This is a genomic window from Aeromonas sp. R5-4, assembly GCF_040908215.1.
GTDB classification, from domain to species: domain Bacteria; phylum Pseudomonadota; class Gammaproteobacteria; order Enterobacterales; family Aeromonadaceae; genus Aeromonas; species Aeromonas veronii.
Window position 1 is genome coordinate 1 of the sequence record NZ_JBFODG010000028.1, and the last position, 18,841, is coordinate 18,841.

At 59.5% G+C, this 18,841-nt stretch carries 20 protein-coding genes and 1 tRNA gene; 8 read left to right on the plus strand and 13 right to left on the minus strand.

Going from position 1 to position 18,841, the window contains the following annotated elements; genetic code table 11:
- The 9 genes from AB5Y83_RS13715 to AB5Y83_RS13755 form a co-directional block, all read right to left on the minus strand.
- Window positions 1-88: transfer RNA gene (locus AB5Y83_RS13715), tRNA-Ser, on the minus strand.
- A 145-nt stretch (window positions 89-233) separates the two neighbouring features.
- On the minus strand, window positions 234-851 hold the full coding sequence (locus AB5Y83_RS13720; protein ID WP_005337196.1) for a TPM domain-containing protein: 618 nt from the start codon (window positions 849-851) through the stop codon (window positions 234-236).
- Between the two features lie 20 nt (window positions 852-871).
- Window positions 872-1,597, minus strand: coding sequence for a YgcG family protein (locus AB5Y83_RS13725; RefSeq protein WP_129503897.1), 726 nt, complete (start codon window positions 1,595-1,597; stop codon window positions 872-874).
- Window positions 1,594-2,184: a LemA family protein gene (locus AB5Y83_RS13730; RefSeq protein WP_005346564.1), complete on the minus strand. Its 591-nt coding sequence runs from the start codon at window positions 2,182-2,184 to the stop codon at window positions 1,594-1,596. Before AB5Y83_RS13730 ends, AB5Y83_RS13725 begins: the two co-directional genes overlap by 4 nt.
- 85 nt (window positions 2,185-2,269) lie before the next feature.
- Window positions 2,270-3,007, minus strand: coding sequence for a penicillin-insensitive murein endopeptidase (gene mepA, locus AB5Y83_RS13735; protein WP_040067286.1), 738 nt, complete (start codon window positions 3,005-3,007; stop codon window positions 2,270-2,272).
- Window positions 3,001-3,906 carry an amino acid ABC transporter permease gene (locus AB5Y83_RS13740; RefSeq protein ID WP_100646116.1) on the minus strand — a complete coding sequence of 302 codons (906 nt, stop codon included), beginning with the start codon at window positions 3,904-3,906 and terminating at the stop codon, window positions 3,001-3,003. Before AB5Y83_RS13740 ends, mepA begins: the two co-directional genes overlap by 7 nt.
- Window positions 3,906-4,727 (minus strand): transporter substrate-binding domain-containing protein, encoded by an 822-nt coding sequence (locus tag AB5Y83_RS13745; protein WP_236302580.1) that lies wholly within the window; start codon window positions 4,725-4,727, stop codon window positions 3,906-3,908. Before AB5Y83_RS13745 ends, AB5Y83_RS13740 begins: the two co-directional genes overlap by 1 nt.
- Window positions 4,728-4,729: 2 nt before the next feature.
- Entirely contained in the window at window positions 4,730-5,527 is a 798-nt protein-coding gene (locus AB5Y83_RS13750) for an amino acid ABC transporter permease (protein WP_064336642.1), read from the minus strand.
- On the minus strand, window positions 5,520-6,290 hold the full coding sequence (locus tag AB5Y83_RS13755) for an amino acid ABC transporter ATP-binding protein (protein ID WP_368175338.1): 771 nt from the start codon (window positions 6,288-6,290) through the stop codon (window positions 5,520-5,522). Before AB5Y83_RS13755 ends, AB5Y83_RS13750 begins: the two co-directional genes overlap by 8 nt.
- 106 nt (window positions 6,291-6,396) lie before the next feature.
- Between AB5Y83_RS13755 and AB5Y83_RS13760 the strand changes: the two genes are divergently transcribed.
- Both AB5Y83_RS13760 and AB5Y83_RS13765 read left to right on the plus strand, forming a co-directional pair.
- Window positions 6,397-6,939 (plus strand): hypothetical protein, encoded by a 543-nt coding sequence (locus AB5Y83_RS13760; protein WP_368175339.1) that lies wholly within the window; start codon window positions 6,397-6,399, stop codon window positions 6,937-6,939.
- Between the two features lie 216 nt (window positions 6,940-7,155).
- Window positions 7,156-7,437, plus strand: coding sequence for an RNA-binding protein (locus AB5Y83_RS13765; RefSeq protein WP_005337180.1), 282 nt, complete (start codon window positions 7,156-7,158; stop codon window positions 7,435-7,437).
- A 70-nt stretch (window positions 7,438-7,507) separates the two neighbouring features.
- Here AB5Y83_RS13765 and AB5Y83_RS13770 read toward each other — a convergent pair whose 3' ends face one another.
- Window positions 7,508-8,407 (minus strand): aldo/keto reductase family oxidoreductase, encoded by a 900-nt coding sequence (locus AB5Y83_RS13770; protein WP_368175340.1) that lies wholly within the window; start codon window positions 8,405-8,407, stop codon window positions 7,508-7,510.
- 147 nt (window positions 8,408-8,554) lie between these two features.
- Between AB5Y83_RS13770 and AB5Y83_RS13775 the strand changes: the two genes are divergently transcribed.
- The 3 genes from AB5Y83_RS13775 (at window position 8,555) to ltaE (ending at window position 10,883) form a co-directional block, all read left to right on the plus strand.
- Window positions 8,555-8,962, plus strand: coding sequence for a helix-turn-helix transcriptional regulator (locus AB5Y83_RS13775; RefSeq protein ID WP_005351138.1), 408 nt, complete (start codon window positions 8,555-8,557; stop codon window positions 8,960-8,962).
- Between the two features lie 87 nt (window positions 8,963-9,049).
- Window positions 9,050-9,751, plus strand: coding sequence for a short-chain dehydrogenase (locus tag AB5Y83_RS13780; protein ID WP_201991436.1), 702 nt, complete (start codon window positions 9,050-9,052; stop codon window positions 9,749-9,751).
- Window positions 9,752-9,863: 112 nt separating this feature from the next.
- Window positions 9,864-10,883, plus strand: coding sequence for a low-specificity L-threonine aldolase (gene ltaE / locus AB5Y83_RS13785; protein ID WP_069527969.1), 1,020 nt, complete (start codon window positions 9,864-9,866; stop codon window positions 10,881-10,883).
- 89 nt (window positions 10,884-10,972) lie between these two features.
- On the opposite strand, the gene AB5Y83_RS13790 is transcribed toward ltaE, so the two are convergent.
- Genes AB5Y83_RS13790 through AB5Y83_RS13800 form a run of 3 tightly spaced genes read right to left on the minus strand, consistent with a single transcriptional unit; the run spans window position 10,973 to window position 13,428 of the window.
- Window positions 10,973-11,404 (minus strand): PAS domain-containing protein, encoded by a 432-nt coding sequence (locus tag AB5Y83_RS13790; protein WP_005337175.1) that lies wholly within the window; start codon window positions 11,402-11,404, stop codon window positions 10,973-10,975.
- Between the two features lie 8 nt (window positions 11,405-11,412).
- Entirely contained in the window at window positions 11,413-12,435 is a 1,023-nt protein-coding gene (locus AB5Y83_RS13795; RefSeq protein ID WP_047438363.1) for a response regulator, read from the minus strand.
- A 54-nt stretch (window positions 12,436-12,489) separates the two neighbouring features.
- On the minus strand, window positions 12,490-13,428 hold the full coding sequence (locus AB5Y83_RS13800; protein WP_005337171.1) for a LysR family transcriptional regulator: 939 nt from the start codon (window positions 13,426-13,428) through the stop codon (window positions 12,490-12,492).
- An 861-nt stretch (window positions 13,429-14,289) separates the two neighbouring features.
- Here AB5Y83_RS13800 and AB5Y83_RS13805 point away from each other — a divergent pair.
- The 3 genes from AB5Y83_RS13805 (at window position 14,290) to nfsA (ending at window position 18,748) form a co-directional block, all read left to right on the plus strand.
- Window positions 14,290-16,242 carry a bifunctional diguanylate cyclase/phosphodiesterase gene (locus tag AB5Y83_RS13805; protein ID WP_013723827.1) on the plus strand — a complete coding sequence of 651 codons (1,953 nt, stop codon included), beginning with the start codon at window positions 14,290-14,292 and terminating at the stop codon, window positions 16,240-16,242.
- A 143-nt stretch (window positions 16,243-16,385) separates the two neighbouring features.
- Window positions 16,386-17,951 carry an AbgT family transporter gene (locus AB5Y83_RS13810; protein WP_368175341.1) on the plus strand — a complete coding sequence of 522 codons (1,566 nt, stop codon included), beginning with the start codon at window positions 16,386-16,388 and terminating at the stop codon, window positions 17,949-17,951.
- 71 nt (window positions 17,952-18,022) lie between these two features.
- On the plus strand, window positions 18,023-18,748 hold the full coding sequence (nfsA, locus tag AB5Y83_RS13815; RefSeq protein ID WP_368175342.1) for an oxygen-insensitive NADPH nitroreductase: 726 nt from the start codon (window positions 18,023-18,025) through the stop codon (window positions 18,746-18,748).
- The last annotated feature ends 93 nt before the right edge of the window (window positions 18,749-18,841 follow it).

An 18,841-nucleotide genomic window follows, 5' to 3' on the forward strand; every position in this document is an offset into this window, starting at 1 on the left:
TGGCGGTGAGGGAGGGATTCGAACCCTCGATACGTTGCCGTATACACACTTTCCAGGCGTGCTCCTTCAGCCACTCGGACACCTCACCAAATTTTCGTTCGCTGCGCTGTTGCGCTGGAACGGGGCGTAATTTAGGGGAAAGGGCTGTGTGGGTCAACCTCTTTTCCCCTTATTTTTCATAATCTTTTCCGAATGCCTAACGCTTGCGCAGAATGCCTGTTTTTTAAACCGGATCAGGGCTTGTCGAGGATGATCAGGCTGTCCGGCAGCTCGTTTTGATCCCGGGTGGCCGGGAAGGCATCGGTCAGAATGGCGCTAACGCGCTCAACGCACTCCAGAAAACCTTGTTCGATCTCCTTGTTGCGCACTCGCGCCACGAAGTCGTCGATGATCTCCTGCCACTGGCCGTTGTCGATATGCTGGGCGATGCCGTCATCCACCAGTATTTCTACATAGTGCTCGGCGGCCGAGACGAAGATCAGCACCCCGAGCCGGTCGCGGGTGCGGTGCAGCCCCTGCTCGACAAATTGCAGGCGAGCCATCAGGGCCGCCCGGTGCTGGCGAACCTTCTTCGGGATGAGCCGCATCTTGATGGGGGTCCAGTGGAACAGCAGGCTCAGCAGCAGCCAGACCGACCACTGCACCAGCAGGATTTCGTACCAGCCGAGCCAGAAGCCGAGCTGGAACACCAGCAGCGGGGTGAGCATCGCCAGCAGCGCCGCCCAGAGGGTAGGAATGTAGCGATAGCCATCGCTGGCCGGGGCCAGCACGGTGACCAGTTCAGCATCAGTCTCTAGCTCCGCTTCGCGCACCTTTGCCTGAAGCGTGTGGAAGAACTGTTTAGAAATCATGATTTGTCTCTTTACTCCTGTTACCAGCCACCGGAGGCTCCGCCACCGCCAAAACTGCCGCCGCCACCGCTGAATCCGCCGCCGGAGCGACCACCAAAGGAGCCGGCACCCAATCCACCGGCCATGTAGGCCGACCGACGTCGTCCTCCCGGACCACCGCCGCCACCCCCGCGCAGGTTGTGGAGCACGATCATCGCAATCACCACCAGAATAAACAGCCAGGGGCCGCCACCGTTGTCACTCTTTGGCTGCTCGACCGGCTGATACTCTCCGGCGAGTGCCTTCATGATGCTCTGGCTGCCCGCCATGATCCCGGCCACCATATCGCCGCGCTTGAAGGCGGGCAGGATGCGGCCATGGATGATGTTGGCGGCGATGGCGTCGGGCAGGGCGCCTTCCAATCCATAGCCTACCTCGATGCGAACCTTGCGCTCATCCTGGGCGATCAGCAACAGCACGCCATTGTTCTTGCCTTTCTGGCCGATCCCCCAGTGGCGACCGAGCTGGTAGCCGTACTCCTCGATGGTCTCCCCACCAAGGCTGTCGACGGAGACCACCACCAGCTGGATGCCGCTGCGTTTTTCAAAGGCCGCCAGCTGCTGGGTCAGTTGATGGGCCTGTTTGCGGGACATCAGACTGGCTTCATCCACCACCCGTCCGCTCAGCGTCGGGAAGTCCGGCGCCGCTTGCAGGGCACTGGCCCAGAGCAGCAGACAGGGAAGAAACCAGCGCAGCATCATCTTCATTGGAAGCTGACCTTGGGCGCCTCATCGGCACCGGGTTTGGCACTGAAACTGGGTTTGGCCTCCAGATCCGAGTAGAGCAGCTTGGACCAGATAACGCCGGGGAAAGTGCGGATCTCGGTATTGAACTGGCGCACCGCCTCGATATAGTCGCGGCGAGCCACCGAGATGCGGTTCTCGGTTCCTTCCAGCTGGGCCTGCAGGGCAAGGAACTGCTGATCCGCTTTCAGCTCGGGGTAGCGCTCTACCACCACCATCAGGCGAGAGAGGGCGCTGGAGAGCTGGTTCTGCGCCGCTTCAAACTCCTTGAGCTGGGCAGGATCGCTCACCTGCACGCTGCCGACCCGGGCACGGGCATCGGTGACCGCCTTTAGGGTCTCCTGCTCATGGCTGGCGTAGCCCTTGACGGTGGCGACCAGATTGGGAATGAGGTCGGCGCGGCGCTGATACTGGTTCTCCACCTGCCCCCAGCTTGCTTTAACCTGCTCATCCAGGGTCGGGATGTTGTTCATGCCGCAACCGGTCAGGCCGAGCAGCAGGGTCAGGGTCAACAGGCTCTGCGTGGTTCTGCGCCAGAGTGATGTGGCCATCTTGTTGTTCTCCTTTGATATTTCGAGTCGATAGTGCGCCATGGATGGTGTACGACCAAGAGTGCACCACCATACCAGCTTGGGGTCAGTTGCCACAACGCGCAGGTAGCTCGGGTCGCTTGTTGATGCCGGAGACCTTGGGCAACTGGGGCTTGTCTTTTAGCCAGGATGCCAGCTCTTCCCCGCAGCCATTGCCGGGCGGAATGGGGGCCTGAGGTTCGCAATCTGGGCTGCCCACCGGGCAGCGCAGCCGTACGTGGAAGTGGCTGAAGTGGCCCACCCAGGGGCGCAGCTTGGCGACCCAGGGCTCGTCACCAGCCTGCTGGCAGACCGCGGATTTGATCACCGGATTGACGAAGATGCGGGCCACCTCGGGCTTGCTGGCCGCCAGCCGCAGCAGGGTGAGCTGCTGGGGGCCAAAGCGACCCGGCAACATCTTGTAGCTGGGTTCGTCGATCAGTGCCCACTCCTTGGGGGCATCCTGCTCCCATTTGCTGATGGGGCGGTTGGCCATGCGAAACCAGATATCGGCATCAAGGCCAGTCTGGTGGCTGCGATGGCCGGAGGTAAAGGGGCCGCCACGGGCCATCGCCAGATCGGCGATATAGAGATCCGGCAGCCCGGCCATGCGGGTCTGGTTGGCCAGCGCTTGCAGATAGTGGATGAGGTCGGGGTGGCCGTAGTAGCGCAGCCGTTTGGTACGGATCACCTGATAACCCGGCCCTTCGAGGGGTAGGGATACGCCGTTTTTCAGGCAACCGGCGGCATAACCACCGATGGCTTCCGCTTGCAATACAGTCGCCAGCAACAGGGACGTCAGCATGTGCGTGCTCCTTGTCTTGCTTCGAGTCGGCTCAGCAGTACGAACAGACTCAAACATATAAATAAATAGGCCGCGGCCACCAGCAGCCAGATCTCGTAGACCAGTCCGCTGGAGTTGGCCATTTCGGTGCCAACGAAGGTGAGCTCCTGCACCGAAATAAGCGAAACGATGGCGGTATCCTTCACCAGCGCGATGAGCTGACCGGTGAGGGGGGGCAACATCAGCAGCATGGCCTGCGGCAGGATCACATGGCGCAGCCGCACCCAGGGAGAGAGCCCGAGGCTCTGCGCCGCCTCCCACTGGCCACGGGGGATGGCGGCCAGCCCGGCGCGGACGATCTCGGCGACGAAGGCTGCGCTGATCATGCCAACGCAGAGGGTGCCTGAGATGAGGTTCTCCCAGCGGGCTGGTGGGCCAAACAGCGCCTCTTGCCACGGGGAGAGTGATACGGTGCCGAGCCAGCGGGAGAGGCCGCTCGAAGGCAGCAGCTGGTTGGCGATAAAGAAGTAGAAGATGAAGATAAAGACCAGCGGCGGTAGATTGCGGATCAGCTGGATAAAAAGGGTCGCGGGCATCACCAGCCAGGGGCGGCGGCTGAAGGCGGCTACCCCCAGCGCAGTGCCGAGCAGCAGCGCCAGCACCATGCCGAGCAGGGCGATGCGCAAGGTGGTGAGCAGACCGCTGAAAAAGTAGGGCAACTCGCCGTGAGGGCCGGGGGTGAACAGCAGGTCGAAGGCTTCATGCCAGCGCCACTGATAGGCTACCCCGATGTGCAGGCGGCTGGCCAGCCAGAGGCCAGCCAGCAGCAGGATCAGGGCGATCGCCCCATCCAGCCAGTTGATGTTCCGACATGGCCCACGGATGATGCGCCGGATGGTCTCTTTTAGAGCAATCAGCATCAGGGGTTAGCGACCTGTGCTTCCCACGCCAGCGACTTGAACCAGTAGTCATGGCGCGCCTTGAGCCAGCCATCGGCCTGACGGGCGGCGATCCACTCGTTGAACTGCTCAGCCAGGGCATCATCCCCCTTGCGCAGGGCAAAGCCTTCATCGCCTTGTGCCAACGGCTCGGCAAACGGCATAAAGAGGGCATTCGGGTGGCGCAGCGCCTCTTGCTCGGGTTTCGGGGAAGAGGAGAGGGCGCCGTGGGCGCGGCCGTTCAGCACCTCCTGAAATACCTGTGACTCGTCATCGAACTGGCGCAGGGTGGCCTTGGGGAAGTGTTCTTTTGCCACCTGTACCGGTGAGGCGCCACGACGTACCGCCAGGATCACCCCGCGCTGGTTGAAGTCCGCCACGGTTTTCTTCTCTTTGGCCATGGTGCTGGAGGCGGCCAGCTGCACCCCCGAATGGGAGTAGGCCTGGGTGAAGCGCACGCTCTTCTCCCGCTCGGGGGTGATGGTGAGGCCGCCGATGATGACGTCATATTTTTTCGCCAACAGGGAGGGGATGATGCCATCCCAGGCGGTAGGCACGAACTCTACCTGCCAGCCGTTATCTGTGGCGAGGCGACGGGCCACGTCAATCTCGAAACCGATCAGGGCCCCCTGCTTGTCGCGCATCGCCCAGGGGGCGAAGGTGGACATGCCGACCCGCAGGGTACCGCTCTGCTCGATCTGCGCCTGGGTGTCGGAGGGGGCGGTTTCTGCCAGTGCTGGAGTGAGCAGGCTTGCCAGCAGCAGGGCTGCGCCCGACAGGGTGGTCTTGAATGACAGAGTCATGGTTAGCGTCCTTGTTGATCCGGATTCAGGTGACGGGCCAGCGCCCGCGAACAGGCTGACAGCGTCAGGGTTAACAGCAAATAGAGGGCAGCTACGGTAAACCACACCTCAAAGGTCAGAAACGTATCGGCAACCAGAGTACGCCCTTCGTTGGTCAGATCGAAGATGGCGATCACACTCACCAGCGCCGAATGTTTGATAAGGGAGACCAGCTCGTTGGTCAGCGGCGGCAAGGTGATGCGCACCAGCTGGGGCAGGATCACCTTGCGCAGGGTGATGGTTCGCGACAGGCCAAGAGAGTGGGCCGCCTCCCACTGTCCTTTGGGAATGGCCTGTACGCCTGCACGCAAGACCTCGGCGGTGAAGGCACCCTGATAGAGGGAGAGGCTCAACACGGCGCAGGCAAGGGGGGCCAATCCCAGCATGGGGCCAAGCAAGAAATAGAGAATATAGAGTTGCACCAGCTGGGGCGTGGTGCGCACCAGCGCCAGATAGGCGATGGCGAGCCAGGGGCCGAGCCGGGAGGGGACCAGCCGCAGGCTGACCACGCACACCCCGATCGCCAGAGTGCCCAGCAGACTGAGCAGCGCCACCTGCAAAGTGACCAGCAGGCCGTTTAGCAAGGGGCCGGCATAAAAGGTTCCCTCATCCCATTCGCCGAGAAAGGGCAACACCCGCGGCCACTGCCACTCATAGCCCATCTGGCGAGCGCCGCTATAGAGCGCCCAGCCCAGTAGCGCACAGAGCATCACAGTGCCTGACAACCAGCCGAGCAGGCGGGGGCGATTGAGCCTAGCCATGATAGCTGAGCACCTGTTCGAGGAAGGCCCAGGTACGCGGGTGACGAGGGGCGTTGAACAGCTGGGCGGGCGGGGCCGACTCGATGATTTTCCCCTCATCCATAAAGAGCACCCGATCCGCCACTTGACGGGCAAAGCCCATCTCGTGGGTGACGCAGATCAGGGTCATCCCCTCGTCAGCCAGCTCGCGGATCACATCGAGCACTTCGCGGATCATCTCGGGGTCGAGGGCGGAGGTGGGCTCGTCAAACAGCATCAGCTCGGGTTGCATGCAGAGGGAGCGGGCGATGGCGACCCGCTGCTGCTGGCCGCCGGAGAGCTGGTGAGGGTACTTGTCGGCCTGTGCCTGAATGCGCACCCGCTCGAGCAGCCCGAGCGCCCGGGCTTTGGCCTCCTCAGGGCGCAACCCCAGGGTATGCACCGGCGCCACCATCAGGTTTTCCAGCACCGTCATATGGGGGAAGAGGTTGAATTGCTGAAACACCATGCCAACCCGACCTTGCAGGCGGCGCAGGTAGGAAGGGGTCACCGGCTCGCCAAACAGGAACAGTTGGCCGTCGTCGATCCCCTCCAGCCCGTTGATGGTGCGGATCAGGGTCGATTTTCCCGAGCCTGACGGGCCACAGATGACCCACTTCTCTCCACGTTCAATGGTGAGATCGATGTGATGAAGAGCCTGAAAATCGCCATAGAATTTGTCAACGCCACAAAAGCGCACACAGGGTTGCGAGCTGGTCAAGAAGCGGGTTCCACTGAGGATCATTTACGCCATGGTATTGATTTTATAGGGGGATGACAAAGAAAACCCCCTTGTCAGCATCCTGATGGCTATTCACAATGGCGCCATTTCGTGATGACAGGAGCTTTTCATGCGTATTACATCCTTGCTTGCCGGTTCCCAGGTGCAGCTGTTGATGCCGCCAGCGGTTCGCTATCGCTGCGTCATTTTTCTGTTGTTGCTGGTGAGTTGGGGCGTGGTGGCGGCCTCCTTGTGGGATGGTTGGGGCGCCATGGCGCAGCTCAACTGGGTGGGCGTGGTCTTTGGTGGCATCACCGGGATCATGGTGTCGCTGCCCCGCAGCTGGCAGCCCTGGCGCCTGGCGGAGCTGGGGTGGGATGAACAGCATATCTATTTGCTCAATGGCAACAAGGATGAGGCGTTGGCGCTGCCCCGCAACCAGCTGGTGGCGCTCGAACGAGAGAGGCGAGTGGGTCACGACGGCCAGTGGCTCGACTTCAGCCTCGATCTGCAACTGAGTGAAGAGGAGCTGGCGGCGGCCATGGCCTTGCTGGATCTCAAGGCGGGGGAGCTGCATCTGGTGAGCCCGTCTGTCTATCGCTTCGGCTTTAAACGGGCCTGGCACGGTCGCCGGATGCTGGCGCAACGGTTGTCAGATCTGCTATCGGCCTGAGTCGACTATTTTCTCGACAATTCCCGGCAAAGCTCAGATACTGCCAGTGACTCGAATTGATCTTGTCTGCACTGTTAACCCAAGAGATCAATCACTTGACGACAGTGTGGAGAAGGCCACGGCATGAAGCCATGGCAGGTCCGGCATAGGGGTTGTGCCCTTACCGTTATGCTGGGAATTGCATAGAGAAGGCACCTTGAATCGAGAGTGGATGGCATGAAGATTTACGTAGGAAATCTGTCGTACCGGATGACGGCCGACGAACTGAAAACCCTGTTCAGCCAGTTTGGACAGGTCGACAAGGTTGATATCATCATCGACCGCGATACCGGCCAGTCAAAGGGGTTTGGTTTTATTGAAATGCCGGTCAATGGTGATGCCGAAAAGGCCATCGCTGGTCTGCATGGCACTGAAGTCGGTGGCCGTACCATCACCGTCAACCAGGCCAAACCGAAGACAGATGCTCCCCGTGGTCGCCCGCAACAGCGCCACCGCTAAGGTGCCTCGGCAATGAAAAACGGCATGGGTTTCCCCCATGCCGTTTTTGTTTCTGGACGTTTTGCTGTTATCAGGGGACGTCATAACCGAGCGCCGCCTTGCGGATGCGGAACCACTGCTGGCGGTTCAGCTCGACAGATTCGGCGGCTACGGCGGCAGCAATCCGCTCCCGCTTGCCGGAGCCAATCAATGGCAGCGGCTGGCTTGGCAGCATCATCACCCAGGCGTAGACCACCTGCTCGATAGTCTGGGCGCCCACTTCCTGACGGATCTGCTCCAGTTCGGCACGCAGCGGGGCATAGGCGTCATCGCTGAACAGTCGGCCGCCGCCGAGACATGACCAGGCCATCGGCTTGATGCCAAGCTGCTGGCACTGATCCAGGGTACCATCGAGGGTCCCTTCCTGATGAAGCGGCGAGATCTCCAGCTGGTTGGTGATCAGCGGGAAGGGGAGGCGCGATTGCAGTAGCTCGAACTGACGGGCGGTGAAGTTGGATACCCCGGCGTGTTTGATCTTGCCCGCCTGTTTCAGGGTGATAAAGGCGTCGGCCACTTCATCTGCGTTCATCAGGGGATCCGGGCGGTGGATCAGCAGCAGGTCCAGATGGTCGGTGCCGAGCTTGCGCAGCGAGGCCTCGGCGCTGGCGATGATATGCTCCTTGCCGGTGTTGTAGTGGTTGAGAGCATGCTCCGGCTTGGCGGTGAGGGCGATACCGCACTTGGTGACGATCTCCATCCGGCTGCGCAGGGAAGGCTCGAGGCGTAGGGCGTGACCAAAGGCCTCTTCGCACTGGTAGCCACCATAGATATCGGCGTGATCGATGGTGGTGACCCCCAGATCCAGATGATATTTCATCAGATCGAGCAGAGCGGCCGGAGAGAGCTGCCACTCCATCAGGCGCCAGTAACCCATGATGAGGCGAGAGAAGGTGGGGCCTTGCGGATGCAGGGCGACACGGGATACAGACATGGTTGACTCCTTGAAAAACACGATGCGAAAACGATGTGCAACACAGATGACTGCGGGCATCTTGGCCTCATGTGGCTGGCAAAGCAATAATGGGCAGTGGCATGATTCGAACTTTGGTTCTGATCGCAGAGTAGGAGAGAGAGTTGGATGGAAGGATTTGCCGAGCGCTTGCAGAGCCTGATCGGGGAGATGAGCGTGAGCGCGTTTGCCCGCAAGGTGGGGCTCAGTGAAGCACTGATCCGCAAATATTTGAAGGGAGCCGAGCCTGGCCTGGCGCGGGCCAACCAGATCGCCATGGGGGCCAACTGCTCGCTGGAGTGGCTGGCAACCGGCTGCGGTTATCTCTACCGTCAGGCGGAAGTGGTAGACAGGGAGGCGCTGGCAGCGGCGCAGCTACTGCTGGGCGAGCAGCAACCCGGGGTGGGGCTGCCCGATGAGGAGGCACTGGTCACCCTGCTCGCCTATTACCAGTTTTTGCGCACCCACAAGAAAGCGGACGGTTTTCTCGACTTGGCGCTGGCGCGGGAGTTTGGTCGCCATCTGGGGGAAGCGTGATGAGGGGCATATTACCCTTTGGTCGTGTCACGGCCGGTTGATTATTCTGATACGCTCTAAGCAAGATAACTCTCCATGGAATGGGCGATGAGCTACTTGATCCTCGGAAGTGGTGCGCTGGGCTCGGCGCTGGCAAGAGAGCTGATGGCAAGGGGGGAGTCCTTCCTTCTGGCCGGGCGCACCTATCCAAAAGGGATCGAGATGGGGGCCTTCTTCCCGCTGCAAGAGGTGGACGCCATCTCGTTCGACGCCCTGTTTACCCTCTACGACACCGATCCTCTTCCCACTGTGGTGATCAACACCATCGGCCTGTTGCACGATGTCAGCTTTATGCCAGAGCGGCGGGTCGAAGAGGTGCACCCCAAGTGGCTGTGCGACAGCCTGCTGGCCAATGCCTGGCCAACACTGGCACTGGCTGCCCGTTTCAGTCGGTTGATGGGCAATGACCATCCGCTATGGCTCTGTGCCATCTCCGATCTGGCGGGCTCCATCACCTCCAATCTGGAGGGGGGACGTTACAGCTACCGGATGAGCAAGGCGGCCCTCGATATGGGGGTGAAAACTCTGGCCCTTGAGTGGGCGCAGCGTTTCCCGCAAGCAGGGGTGGTAGCCGTTGCGCCCGGCTTGATGGACTCCCCGATGAATACCCCCTTTCTGAGCGAGTTGCCCGCGGATCAATTGCAGGATCCTGCCGAGGTGGCGGTGAAACTGCTCAATCTCATCAAGGGGTTATCGTTGACCCAATCGGGTCAGCTACTGGATCTCAACGGTCAGCCGCTGCCTTGGTAAATCCCGCCTGCGGGTTCTATGGACGTCTATTGGCTTCACATTCTGCTCATGCGCCCCTTGCCAAGCGAGGGGCGCATGGCTAACGTCACTCTCCTGTTTCAGGAGGGATCTCATGCGCTATATCGATTTACGAAGTGACACCGTCACCCAGCCTACTGACGCCATGCGTCAAGCCATGCTCCACGCCGAAGTCGGTGACGATGTCTATGGTGAAGATCCGGGCGTCAACGCGCTGGAGGCCTTTGGGGCCAGATTGCTGGGCAAACAGGCGGCGCTGTTTGTGCCGTCCGGCACCATGTCCAATCTGTTGGCGGTGATGAGCCACTGTCAGCGCGGTGAGGGGGCCATCCTCGGCAACGCCGCTCACATCTATCGCTATGAAGCGCAGGGGAGTGCCGTGCTGGGCTCTGTAGCCCTGCAACCCTTGCCGATGCAGCGCGATGGCACGCTGGCATTCGATGATATCAAAGCTGCGCTGGCCCCTGATGATGCCCACTTCGTCCAGACTCGCCTGATCTGCCTTGAGAACACCCACAACGGCAAGGTGCTGCCGCTCTCCTATCTGCAGGAGATGGGGGCATTCGTTGCCGAGCGCGGTTTGAAGCTTCATCTCGATGGCGCCCGGCTCTTTAACGCCGCCGTGGCCAGCGAGACCCCGGTCGAGGTGATCGCTGCACCGTTTGACAGCATCTCGATTTGTCTCTCCAAGGGGTTGGGCGCACCGGTGGGCTCGCTGCTGGTGGGCAGCCACGATTTCATCGCCCGTGCGCGCCGCCTGCGCAAGATGCTTGGAGGTGGCATGCGCCAGGCGGGCATTCTGGCGCAAGCCGGTCTGTTTGCCCTCGAGCAGCATGTGACTCGCCTGGCCGATGATCACCGCCGTGCCAAACGGCTGGCCGAAGGGTTGGCTGCACTGCCGGGCATCGAGCTCGACCTCTCGCTGGTGCAGAGCAATATGGTGTTCCTGCGGCTACATGAGGGGGAATCAGCCCCTCTGCTTGCTTTTATGAAGGAGCGGGGGATCCTCTTCTCCGGTTACGGCGAGCTGCGGCTGGTGACTCATCTGCAGATCAACGATGACGATATTGAAGAGGTGATTGACGCCTTCACCGAGTATCTCGGAGCGCGTTGAGACGGCTGGTGAGGTAGAGGTTATACCAAGACCTGTTCATACCTAAATAACAGAGGGCGCTGCGGCGCCCTCTGTTATTTGCTGAAAGCTCAAGCCTGCCGCTGGCCGCTCATCAGCATGGCCTCATCGGTAGCGTCGTAGATCATCACCGCGATGTGGGTCACCTGACCGCCGAAATCGGCCAGTGGCACCAGCGTCAGGTTCTGGAACATATGGGGAGCCGAGCCGGTAATGGGGCGATAGTTGGAGAAACGTAGCAGATAGGGCTTCTGCTCCCAGGTGCTGAAGGCGCGGTTGTTGAGCTTGAAGACCATGTTGGCCTTGCGCTCGAACCAGGCTCTGTCCACATCGGGGAAGAGCTCGAACAGTACGCCATCGCGCACGTCACTGGCCAGTCGGCCGCTGTGGCTCTCCATAAAGCCGTTCCACACCTGTACCTTGTACTCCTTGTCGAGCACTACCAGGCCTACGTCCAGGTTCTGGACTATGTTCATCAACCAATGAAATTCACGGATTTCCATAGTCACTCCTAGAGCATGTGCATGATTTTGTTGTTCATGGTGGCGATGGAATCTTCGGTAAACAGCAGCAGCAGATCACACTGCACCGCGTAATCCTGGATCCGGTAGTTGATCTCGATGGCGAGCGTGCGGCGCCAGCGACTCTTGTTGGTGTTGATCAGCTCGTTGATGGGTCTGTGCTGGCCGAGCACCACCGGATGCCCCTGACTGAAGGGGGTGTCGAGCTGGTTGGCGTAGCCGCGCAGGAAGGCGCCGATCAGCACGTTGGCGGTATCCATCAACAGCTCCAGTTCGGCGGTGCGATCCAGCGTCCCCTGATGGTTCATCAGCTTGGCCAAATCTTTGAAGCTGGAGTCATGGAACAGGATCAGCGCTTCACCGGCGATCCCAGCTCCGATAAACCCCTGACAGACGGCGGAGAGGGTATCTGAATCCGCAGCGGCCGAGAGGGCCATATGCAACTCTGATACTTCCAGCACGTTGACGTTGGGGATAGGCAGTACCACGAAGGCGTTGAGCAGACGAGCCAGCAAGTCGGCCGCCTGACCCATGGAGACGTTGGCCAGCTCCTGATAGACATCGCGGATTTCGGGGGTGATCTTGACGCCTGCATCGGCTACAACGCCGTTTGGCTGCTGCTCGGGGGCGCTTGGTTGACCGCTCGGGGCGGCACTCCAGAAATCATGCTTTTTGAGCAGGGCGAGCAGGGTTTCTGGGGCGGCGGGTTTCTTGATGAAATCGAGCGCCCCCAGCCCCATGACCCGTTGATAGGCCTCTGGTTGGATATCCCCGGAGACCACGATCACCTTGTTGCGTAGACCCTCCCGTTGGAGGGTCTCCAGCACGCCGTAACCGTCCATTTCCGGCATGGTCAGATCGAGGAAGATGAGATCGCCATGACCCATCAGCACCTGTTCGATCCCTTCGAGACCATTGGCTGCGTAGTGCAAATCGACTTTCCAGTCGGCCGGGAGCGCCCGCGCCAGCTGTTTGCGGGCAAACCCGGAGTCATCACATATCAATACATTCATGGCGTTAGGCAGGCTCTGTTGGCAAGGGATGCTATAAGTGTGGCCCGCTAACGGTCAGATGCAATGGGTGAGGCTATCACCTTGTGAAAATTGGTTGTCCCACTGCCGATTGCGATAGCGTGCTGAGTATTTTTCAACAAATTCAACGAACATCTTAACACGCAACGGAGCGAACTGGTGCTGGCAACACAACATGTAGAAGGGGCGATTGCCGGTTTGCCAGTCGGTCAGTACCGGCACCAGCTGCTCGTCATGGAGGAAGCTGCTCAGATAGTGCAGCGGGGCGTTGACGATCCCCAGATGACGCCGGGCTGCGCGTACCGCGGCCTGGGTCTGGTTGACGGTCAGTTTGGCGCTGCGTTTGATGCAGACGCTCTGGCCATCTTTGTCGGTCAGCTGCCAGTGCTGGTGAGGCCAGCAGTAGATGAGATCATGCTCTTCCAGCTGGTTGGGATGGGAGGGAGTGCCCTTCTTGGTCAAATAGAGTGGTGAGGCAAACAGGCCGTACTCGATATGGCCGAGACAGATCGCATTGGGCAGCGACTGGGGCAGCTCACCGTTGAAGAACACCAGATCCCGATCATTGTCGAACAGGTGCTGGTGATCATTGGTCTGGGTAATATCGAACTGTACCTCGGGATAGTGCAGTCCGAATTCGGCCAGCATATCTATGAGGATGGTGTTGGAGAGCGCGATCGGCGCAGCTATCCGGATAAGCCCGGTGATATCGGCCTCTTGACCCTGGATCTCGCTGGTGGCCTGCTCGATTTGTGCGAGTGGCGTGCAGAGACGTTCGTAGTATCTGAGGCCATCATCGGTCAGGCGGAGCTTGCGGGTAGAGCGATGTAGCAGGGAGCAACCCAGTTGCTCTTCCAGCTGGGAAATGCGTCGACTGATGGTGCCTGTTGGCATGCCCAGTGCGGCTGCAGCGTGGGAGAATCCTCCCTCTTGCACCACCTTGACGAACAGGTAGAACTCTTCGATGTGCTTCATAAACGCTGTTCTGGGTGTAACAAGGGGGCAACCATAAAAAGAGCGTTCCGGGTTGGCAAGGTTAATTCAGCGTTTAATTGATCTGGATTCGATTTCTGTTGATACCAGTTATCCACCCGCCCGTCATCTAAGTTTCTCCGAGCTGGTGATTATTCCGGCACGATGCCAAATGGTACTGCGGCAGTGATGTTTGCCATATTCCCTGATTTGTTCCGCTATAACCGCAGGCGAAGGCCGATATTGCAACCTGATGGAAGGGCGCCGGGTTGCTCTGCGTACTCAGCCGGGGTGGTTTGCCATCTACAGCCAATGTGATGCAGATCATATATTCGGGTTTTGCTCATTGCCTGTTGAAAAATGAATTTGGGGTATATCAATTCCGCCTTAGTGAACTATTTTTGTCCGTTTTGGCGTTTTTTTGGCTGTTTATCCATCCGCTTGGTTAATTAATGGAAGCTTTGTGACAGAGAGTGATGACTATTTCCACCATTGATTTAAATGTTAATAACAAGTTTGTCGCAGCAAATATGCAATTGCTCTTTCAAGGTCTCGAGTGGATAGCTCTTAGTGCTTGTTTTTACTGGGGAAAAAAGTTAAAAATCGACTATATGATTTGCCTGGATTAACAGGGTCCTTGGCTGAGTCCTTTGTAGTATTGCCGTACAGGCTGCCCTGTTGTTGATATCTGAAATAGTTTTGTCCGCTCTTGGCTATGTGAAAAGGGATAATGGCCGAGAGGTATTTGCACCTTGCATTCTGCAGCTAGCGGTTTGCCAGATCTGTTTTCCGGTTAACCAGTGACCATCCAGCATGAATGACCTTGACCAGATGAATACGCTTGACGAACGGTTACTGAAGACGATGGATGTTCTGCATACCCCGATCTGGGTTTATGACATCGAGCATCACCATATTTTCTGGGCAAACAGCGCCGCGCTCTCCGTGTGGGAGGCGACGTCTCTCGACGAACTCTGCTCCCGCGACTTCTCTGCCGATATGGCAACCGCCATCGATCTGCTGCTGCAGCGCTATCTGGGTGATTTTCAGCAGGGGCGCAGTTACAACGAGTGGTGGACCCTCTCCCCAAAGGGTGTCAAGAAGCAGATCTATCTGCGCCTCTCCGGTATTCAACTGGCTGGCCGGCTGATGATGATGACCGAAGCGGTGCTCGACTCCGATACCCTCTATCAGGAGTCCTCGCTGGCAACCGGCGATACCCTTGCCTGCCTGTTCGATAGCCATGGTGTGTTCGAGAGTGGCAACTATCACTTCGAAATGTGTTTCGGCCACCAGATCGCCAAGCTCTCCCAGGTTTTCTCCGGCAATGATGACAGCTTCTACCAGAAGCTCTCCCGTCTCGATGAAGTGGTGACCGAGGGGGAGTGCCGTACCCTCAAGGGGATGCGCTGGTTCCAGTATCAGTTCCGCTATATCCAGCAGGGGGCCCGCATTCTGCTCACCATGCGGGATATTACCGATCGCAAACTCGAAGAGCTGGAGCATCGCCACCTCGCCTGGCACGACTCCCTGACCGGCCTGCTCAATCGGTATGGCTTGATGAAATCCCTTGAGGCCTATTGCGGGCTGGGAGAGCGTTTCGCGCTGGTGTTCATGGATCTGGACAACTTCAAGCTGGTCAACGACAACTACGGCCACAAGGCGGGAGATCGCTTGCTGGAGCGGGTCGCCGGTCGCCTCAAACAGATTTGCCCGCGGGATGTGGAGCTGGCTCGCCTCGGTGGCGATGAGTTCACAGCACTGGTGCCGCTGGGCAATCAGGGGGATCGGGCGCAAGAGGTGGCCGATCAGATGCTCTCCCAGATGACCAAGCCGCTGCAACTGAGCGGGCTGCCGGAGGTGACCATTGGCGGCAGTATCGGTATCGCCATCTATCCCGATGATGCGGATGACGGGGACAACCTCATCACCCGTGCCGACATGGCCATGTATCAGGCCAAGCAGATGGGGCGGCTGCGCTGGCAGCGTTTCACCCCCAGCATGCAACAGACCCTGCAGCGCAAGCTCAATCTCAAACAGTTTCTGGCCAAGGCCATCGGCCGCCAGGAGCTGAGCCTCTGTTACCAGCCGCAGGTCGATGCCGCCAAACGGCGTCTGATCGGTTACGAGGCCCTGCTGCGTTGGTACAACCCGGTGCTTGGCCATGTGTCGCCGGTGGAATTTATCCCGCTGGCCGAAGAGATGGGGCTGATCCGCGAGATCGGCAGCTGGGTGCTCTCCACTGCGTTGGCACAGGTCGCCAGCTGGCAGAAGCGCTTCCATCAGCGAGTGCCGGTCTCCGTCAACCTCTCCGGTTTCCAGCTCTCGTCGGCCTTGCCCGGGCAAGTTCGCCAGCAGCTGGAGCTGCACGGGGTGGATGCCTCCCTGTTGACGCTGGAGCTGACCGAAACCGTGCTGATGCTCGATATGAAGGGGTGCCTCGGCATTCTCGACGATTTGAGCGAGCAGGGGATCAAGATTGCCATCGATGATTTCGGTACCGGCTACTCCTCGCTGGCCTATCTCAACCGGTTGCCGATCAACAACATCAAGCTGGATCGCTCCTTCGTGGTCGGCCTCAACTTGCCGGTGATCCGGGCGACTGCAGCCATGGCCACCAATTTGGGGTTGGGGATCATGGCGGAAGGGGTAGAGGAGCCTCACGAGCTGGCCGCCCTGCAGACCCAGGGGTGCCATGTGTTCCAGGGATATCTGTTCAGCAAGCCGCTGACTGTGGCGCAAGTCGAGGCGAGCGGTTTCGTGGTGGAGTGCCAGGTTGGGCGTTATCCACTGCTAGATGCCGTGATGGCAGAGTAACAAGTGTGCGTTAGGCCACAACTTGGGATTTTATTCCGCAGTATTTAATCAGAATTAATCATTCTTTTGCGATCGGTCATGAGACGGATTGACTGGAATTGCTAGCATGCGACCTCGTTTCTAGGGAAAGGAGTATCGCAATAATGAGTCATGCTGCTGTCAATGACCGTCCGGCCAGCCCTCCCAAGGGGTGGCTGAACCGTTTCCTCAATGGCGTCGAGAAAGCCGGGAACAAATTACCCGACCCCGCCATGTTGTTCCTCTACGCCTTGCTGATCGTCTGGGTCGGCTCCTGGGTGTTGTCACAATTCCAGTTTGATCTGGTCAACCCCCGTACCGGGGAGGCAGTAGTGGTCAACAACCTACTGACCGGTGCCGGTCTGGCCGAGTTTCTCTCTTCCATGGTCACGACCTTTACTGGTTTTGCCCCGCTGGGGATCGTGTTGGTAGCCATGCTCGGGGTCGGGGTGGCCGAGCAGTCCGGTTTTATCAATACCGGTCTGAAAAAGTTGCTGAAAGTGACGCCTGCCCGTTTTCTCACTCCCATGCTGATCCTGGTGGCGATCGTCAGCCACACCGCCGCAGATGCAGGCTATGTGCTGGTGATCCCCATCGGTGGCATCATCTTCCACGCTGCCGGACGCCATCCGCTGGCGGGGATCGCCGCTGCTTTTGCCGGCGTTTCCGGCGGTTTTGCCGCCAACTTCCTGCCCTCCGGCGGGGATGCGCTGCTGCAGGGTTTTACCCAGTCCGCCGCTCAGTTGCTCGATCCTGACTACATGGTCAACACCCTGTGCAACATCATCTTTACCGGTGCCTCTTCGTTGCTGATCATCTGCGTCGGCTGGTTCATCACCGAAAAGGTGGTGGAGCCGCGCCTCAAGCACGTGGCGCTCAACGAGGATCTGGAGAGTGCCGACGAGATGGGGCGCTACAGCGCGCAAGAGAGCCGGGCCTTCAACTGGGCCGGGTTTGCCATGCTGGCGGCTATCGTGCTGCTGGCGCTGGCGCTCTCCCCGAGCGACTCACCGCTGCGTGCTGCTGATGGCTCTCTGACTACCTTCGCAGCACCCGTGATGAAGTCCATTGTGCCGCTCATCTTCCTGCTCTTTATCCTGCCCGGGATTGTCTACGGCTTTGTCGCAGGCAGCTTCAAGAGTGGCAAGGATGTGATCGATGCCATGTCGGCCACCATGAACAAGATGGGCTCCTACATGGTGATGGCCTTCTTCTGCGCGCTCTTTATCAAGGCGTTTGGTGACTCCAATCTGGGCACCCTGCTGGCCCTCTCCGGTGCCGAAGTGCTCCATGCGCTGGCGCTGCCAGGTGAGGTGACTATCGTCGGGATGATCCTGCTCACCGCCACCGTCAATCTGGTAGTCGGCTCGGCCTCCGCCAAGTGGGCGCTGATCAGCCCGATCCTGGTACCCATGCTGATGGCGGTGGGGATCTCCCCCGAGCTGACCCAGGCGGCCTATCGGGTCGGGGATTCCGCTTCCAACATCATTACCCCGCTGATGGTCTTCTTCCCGCTGGTGGTGGTCTATTGCCAGCAGTATGTGAAGAGCACCGGGATCGGTACTCTGGTCTCCATGATGTTGCCCTACTCACTGGCCTTCCTGGTGAGCTGGACGATTTTCCTGCTGCTCTACTGGGCGCTCGGCTTCCCGCTCGGGTTGCAAGCCCCTTACGTCTATCCGGCCCCTTAAGCTGGGTGTGCGAGGGAGCCTTGGGCTCCCTCGTTTTTTTCGCTATGGTGTTACCTCATTTTGGAGGTGCCATGAATCAGACCATCGATCTTATCCTTTCCCATCGCTCCATTCGTCAGTTCACTGCCGAGCCGATCGCCCCGCAGCAGCTGGATGTCATTCTCGCCGCCGCCCAGTCAGCCTCGACCTCGAGCTTTTTGCAGGTGACCAGTATTGTGCGAGTCTGCGAGCCCGAGGCGCGTCAGCAGTTGGCCATGCTGGCGGGCAATCAACCCTATGTGGCGGAGGCGGCCGAGTTTCTGGTGTTCTGCGCCGATTACCACCGCCACACCCAGATCGTGCCCGAGGCCCAGACCGGCTATGCGGAGCAGTTGCTGATCGGAGCCATCGACGGCGCCCTGATGGCGCAAAACGCCTTGCTGGCGGCGCAGTCGCTGGGGCTGGGCGGGGTCTATATCGGCGGCATTCGCAACCATCCGGCCGAGGTGAGCGAACTGCTCGGCTTGCCCCATCAGGTGATCCCGCTGTTTGGCCTCTGCCTTGGTCATCCTGCCCAGCAGCCGGAGCAGAAACCCCGTCTGCCCAGGGGATTGGTGGTGCATCAGGAGCGCTACCAGCACGAGCTGGATCGTGACCTGCTGGCCCGGTACGATCAGCAAATCGCGGACTACTATCAGGCCCGCAGCAGCAACAACAAGCAGCAGACCTGGAGTGGCCAGATCCGCGCCATTCTGGGCAAGGAGTCCCGCCCTTTCATGCTGGGATTCCTGCAATCGCGGGGCTTTAACCTCAAGTAATGGCGCTGATGGGCGATACTATGGGGAGGTGACCGTCATGGTCATCATCCCCTGACCCTGCAATCTCTCCCTGAGACCGGGGGCACAGCTTGG

Excerpts from the sequence above, each read along its gene's own strand:
- AB5Y83_RS13720 (WP_005337196.1), bottom strand. The coding sequence starts at position 851 with ATGATTTCTAAACAGTTCTTCCACACGCTTCAGGCAAAGGTGCGCGAA.
- AB5Y83_RS13725 (WP_129503897.1), bottom strand. The coding sequence starts at position 1,597 with ATGAAGATGATGCTGCGCTGGTTTCTTCCCTGTCTGCTGCTCTGGGCC.
- AB5Y83_RS13730 (WP_005346564.1), bottom strand. The coding sequence starts at position 2,184 with ATGGCCACATCACTCTGGCGCAGAACCACGCAGAGCCTGTTGACCCTG.
- mepA (WP_040067286.1), bottom strand. The coding sequence starts at position 3,007 with ATGCTGACGTCCCTGTTGCTGGCGACTGTATTGCAAGCGGAAGCCATC.
- AB5Y83_RS13740 (WP_100646116.1), bottom strand. The coding sequence starts at position 3,906 with ATGCTGATTGCTCTAAAAGAGACCATCCGGCGCATCATCCGTGGGCCA.
- AB5Y83_RS13745 (WP_236302580.1), bottom strand. The coding sequence starts at position 4,727 with ATGACTCTGTCATTCAAGACCACCCTGTCGGGCGCAGCCCTGCTGCTG.
- AB5Y83_RS13750 (WP_064336642.1), bottom strand. The coding sequence starts at position 5,527 with ATGGCTAGGCTCAATCGCCCCCGCCTGCTCGGCTGGTTGTCAGGCACT.
- AB5Y83_RS13755 (WP_368175338.1), bottom strand. The coding sequence starts at position 6,290 with ATGATCCTCAGTGGAACCCGCTTCTTGACCAGCTCGCAACCCTGTGTG.
- AB5Y83_RS13760 (WP_368175339.1), top strand. The coding sequence starts at position 6,397 with ATGCGTATTACATCCTTGCTTGCCGGTTCCCAGGTGCAGCTGTTGATG.
- AB5Y83_RS13765 (WP_005337180.1), top strand. The coding sequence starts at position 7,156 with ATGAAGATTTACGTAGGAAATCTGTCGTACCGGATGACGGCCGACGAA.
- AB5Y83_RS13770 (WP_368175340.1), bottom strand. The coding sequence starts at position 8,407 with ATGTCTGTATCCCGTGTCGCCCTGCATCCGCAAGGCCCCACCTTCTCT.
- AB5Y83_RS13775 (WP_005351138.1), top strand. The coding sequence starts at position 8,555 with ATGGAAGGATTTGCCGAGCGCTTGCAGAGCCTGATCGGGGAGATGAGC.
- AB5Y83_RS13780 (WP_201991436.1), top strand. The coding sequence starts at position 9,050 with ATGAGCTACTTGATCCTCGGAAGTGGTGCGCTGGGCTCGGCGCTGGCA.
- ltaE (WP_069527969.1), top strand. The coding sequence starts at position 9,864 with ATGCGCTATATCGATTTACGAAGTGACACCGTCACCCAGCCTACTGAC.
- AB5Y83_RS13790 (WP_005337175.1), bottom strand. The coding sequence starts at position 11,404 with ATGGAAATCCGTGAATTTCATTGGTTGATGAACATAGTCCAGAACCTG.
- AB5Y83_RS13795 (WP_047438363.1), bottom strand. The coding sequence starts at position 12,435 with ATGAATGTATTGATATGTGATGACTCCGGGTTTGCCCGCAAACAGCTG.
- AB5Y83_RS13800 (WP_005337171.1), bottom strand. The coding sequence starts at position 13,428 with ATGAAGCACATCGAAGAGTTCTACCTGTTCGTCAAGGTGGTGCAAGAG.
- AB5Y83_RS13805 (WP_013723827.1), top strand. The coding sequence starts at position 14,290 with ATGGATGTTCTGCATACCCCGATCTGGGTTTATGACATCGAGCATCAC.
- AB5Y83_RS13810 (WP_368175341.1), top strand. The coding sequence starts at position 16,386 with ATGAGTCATGCTGCTGTCAATGACCGTCCGGCCAGCCCTCCCAAGGGG.
- nfsA (WP_368175342.1), top strand. The coding sequence starts at position 18,023 with ATGAATCAGACCATCGATCTTATCCTTTCCCATCGCTCCATTCGTCAG.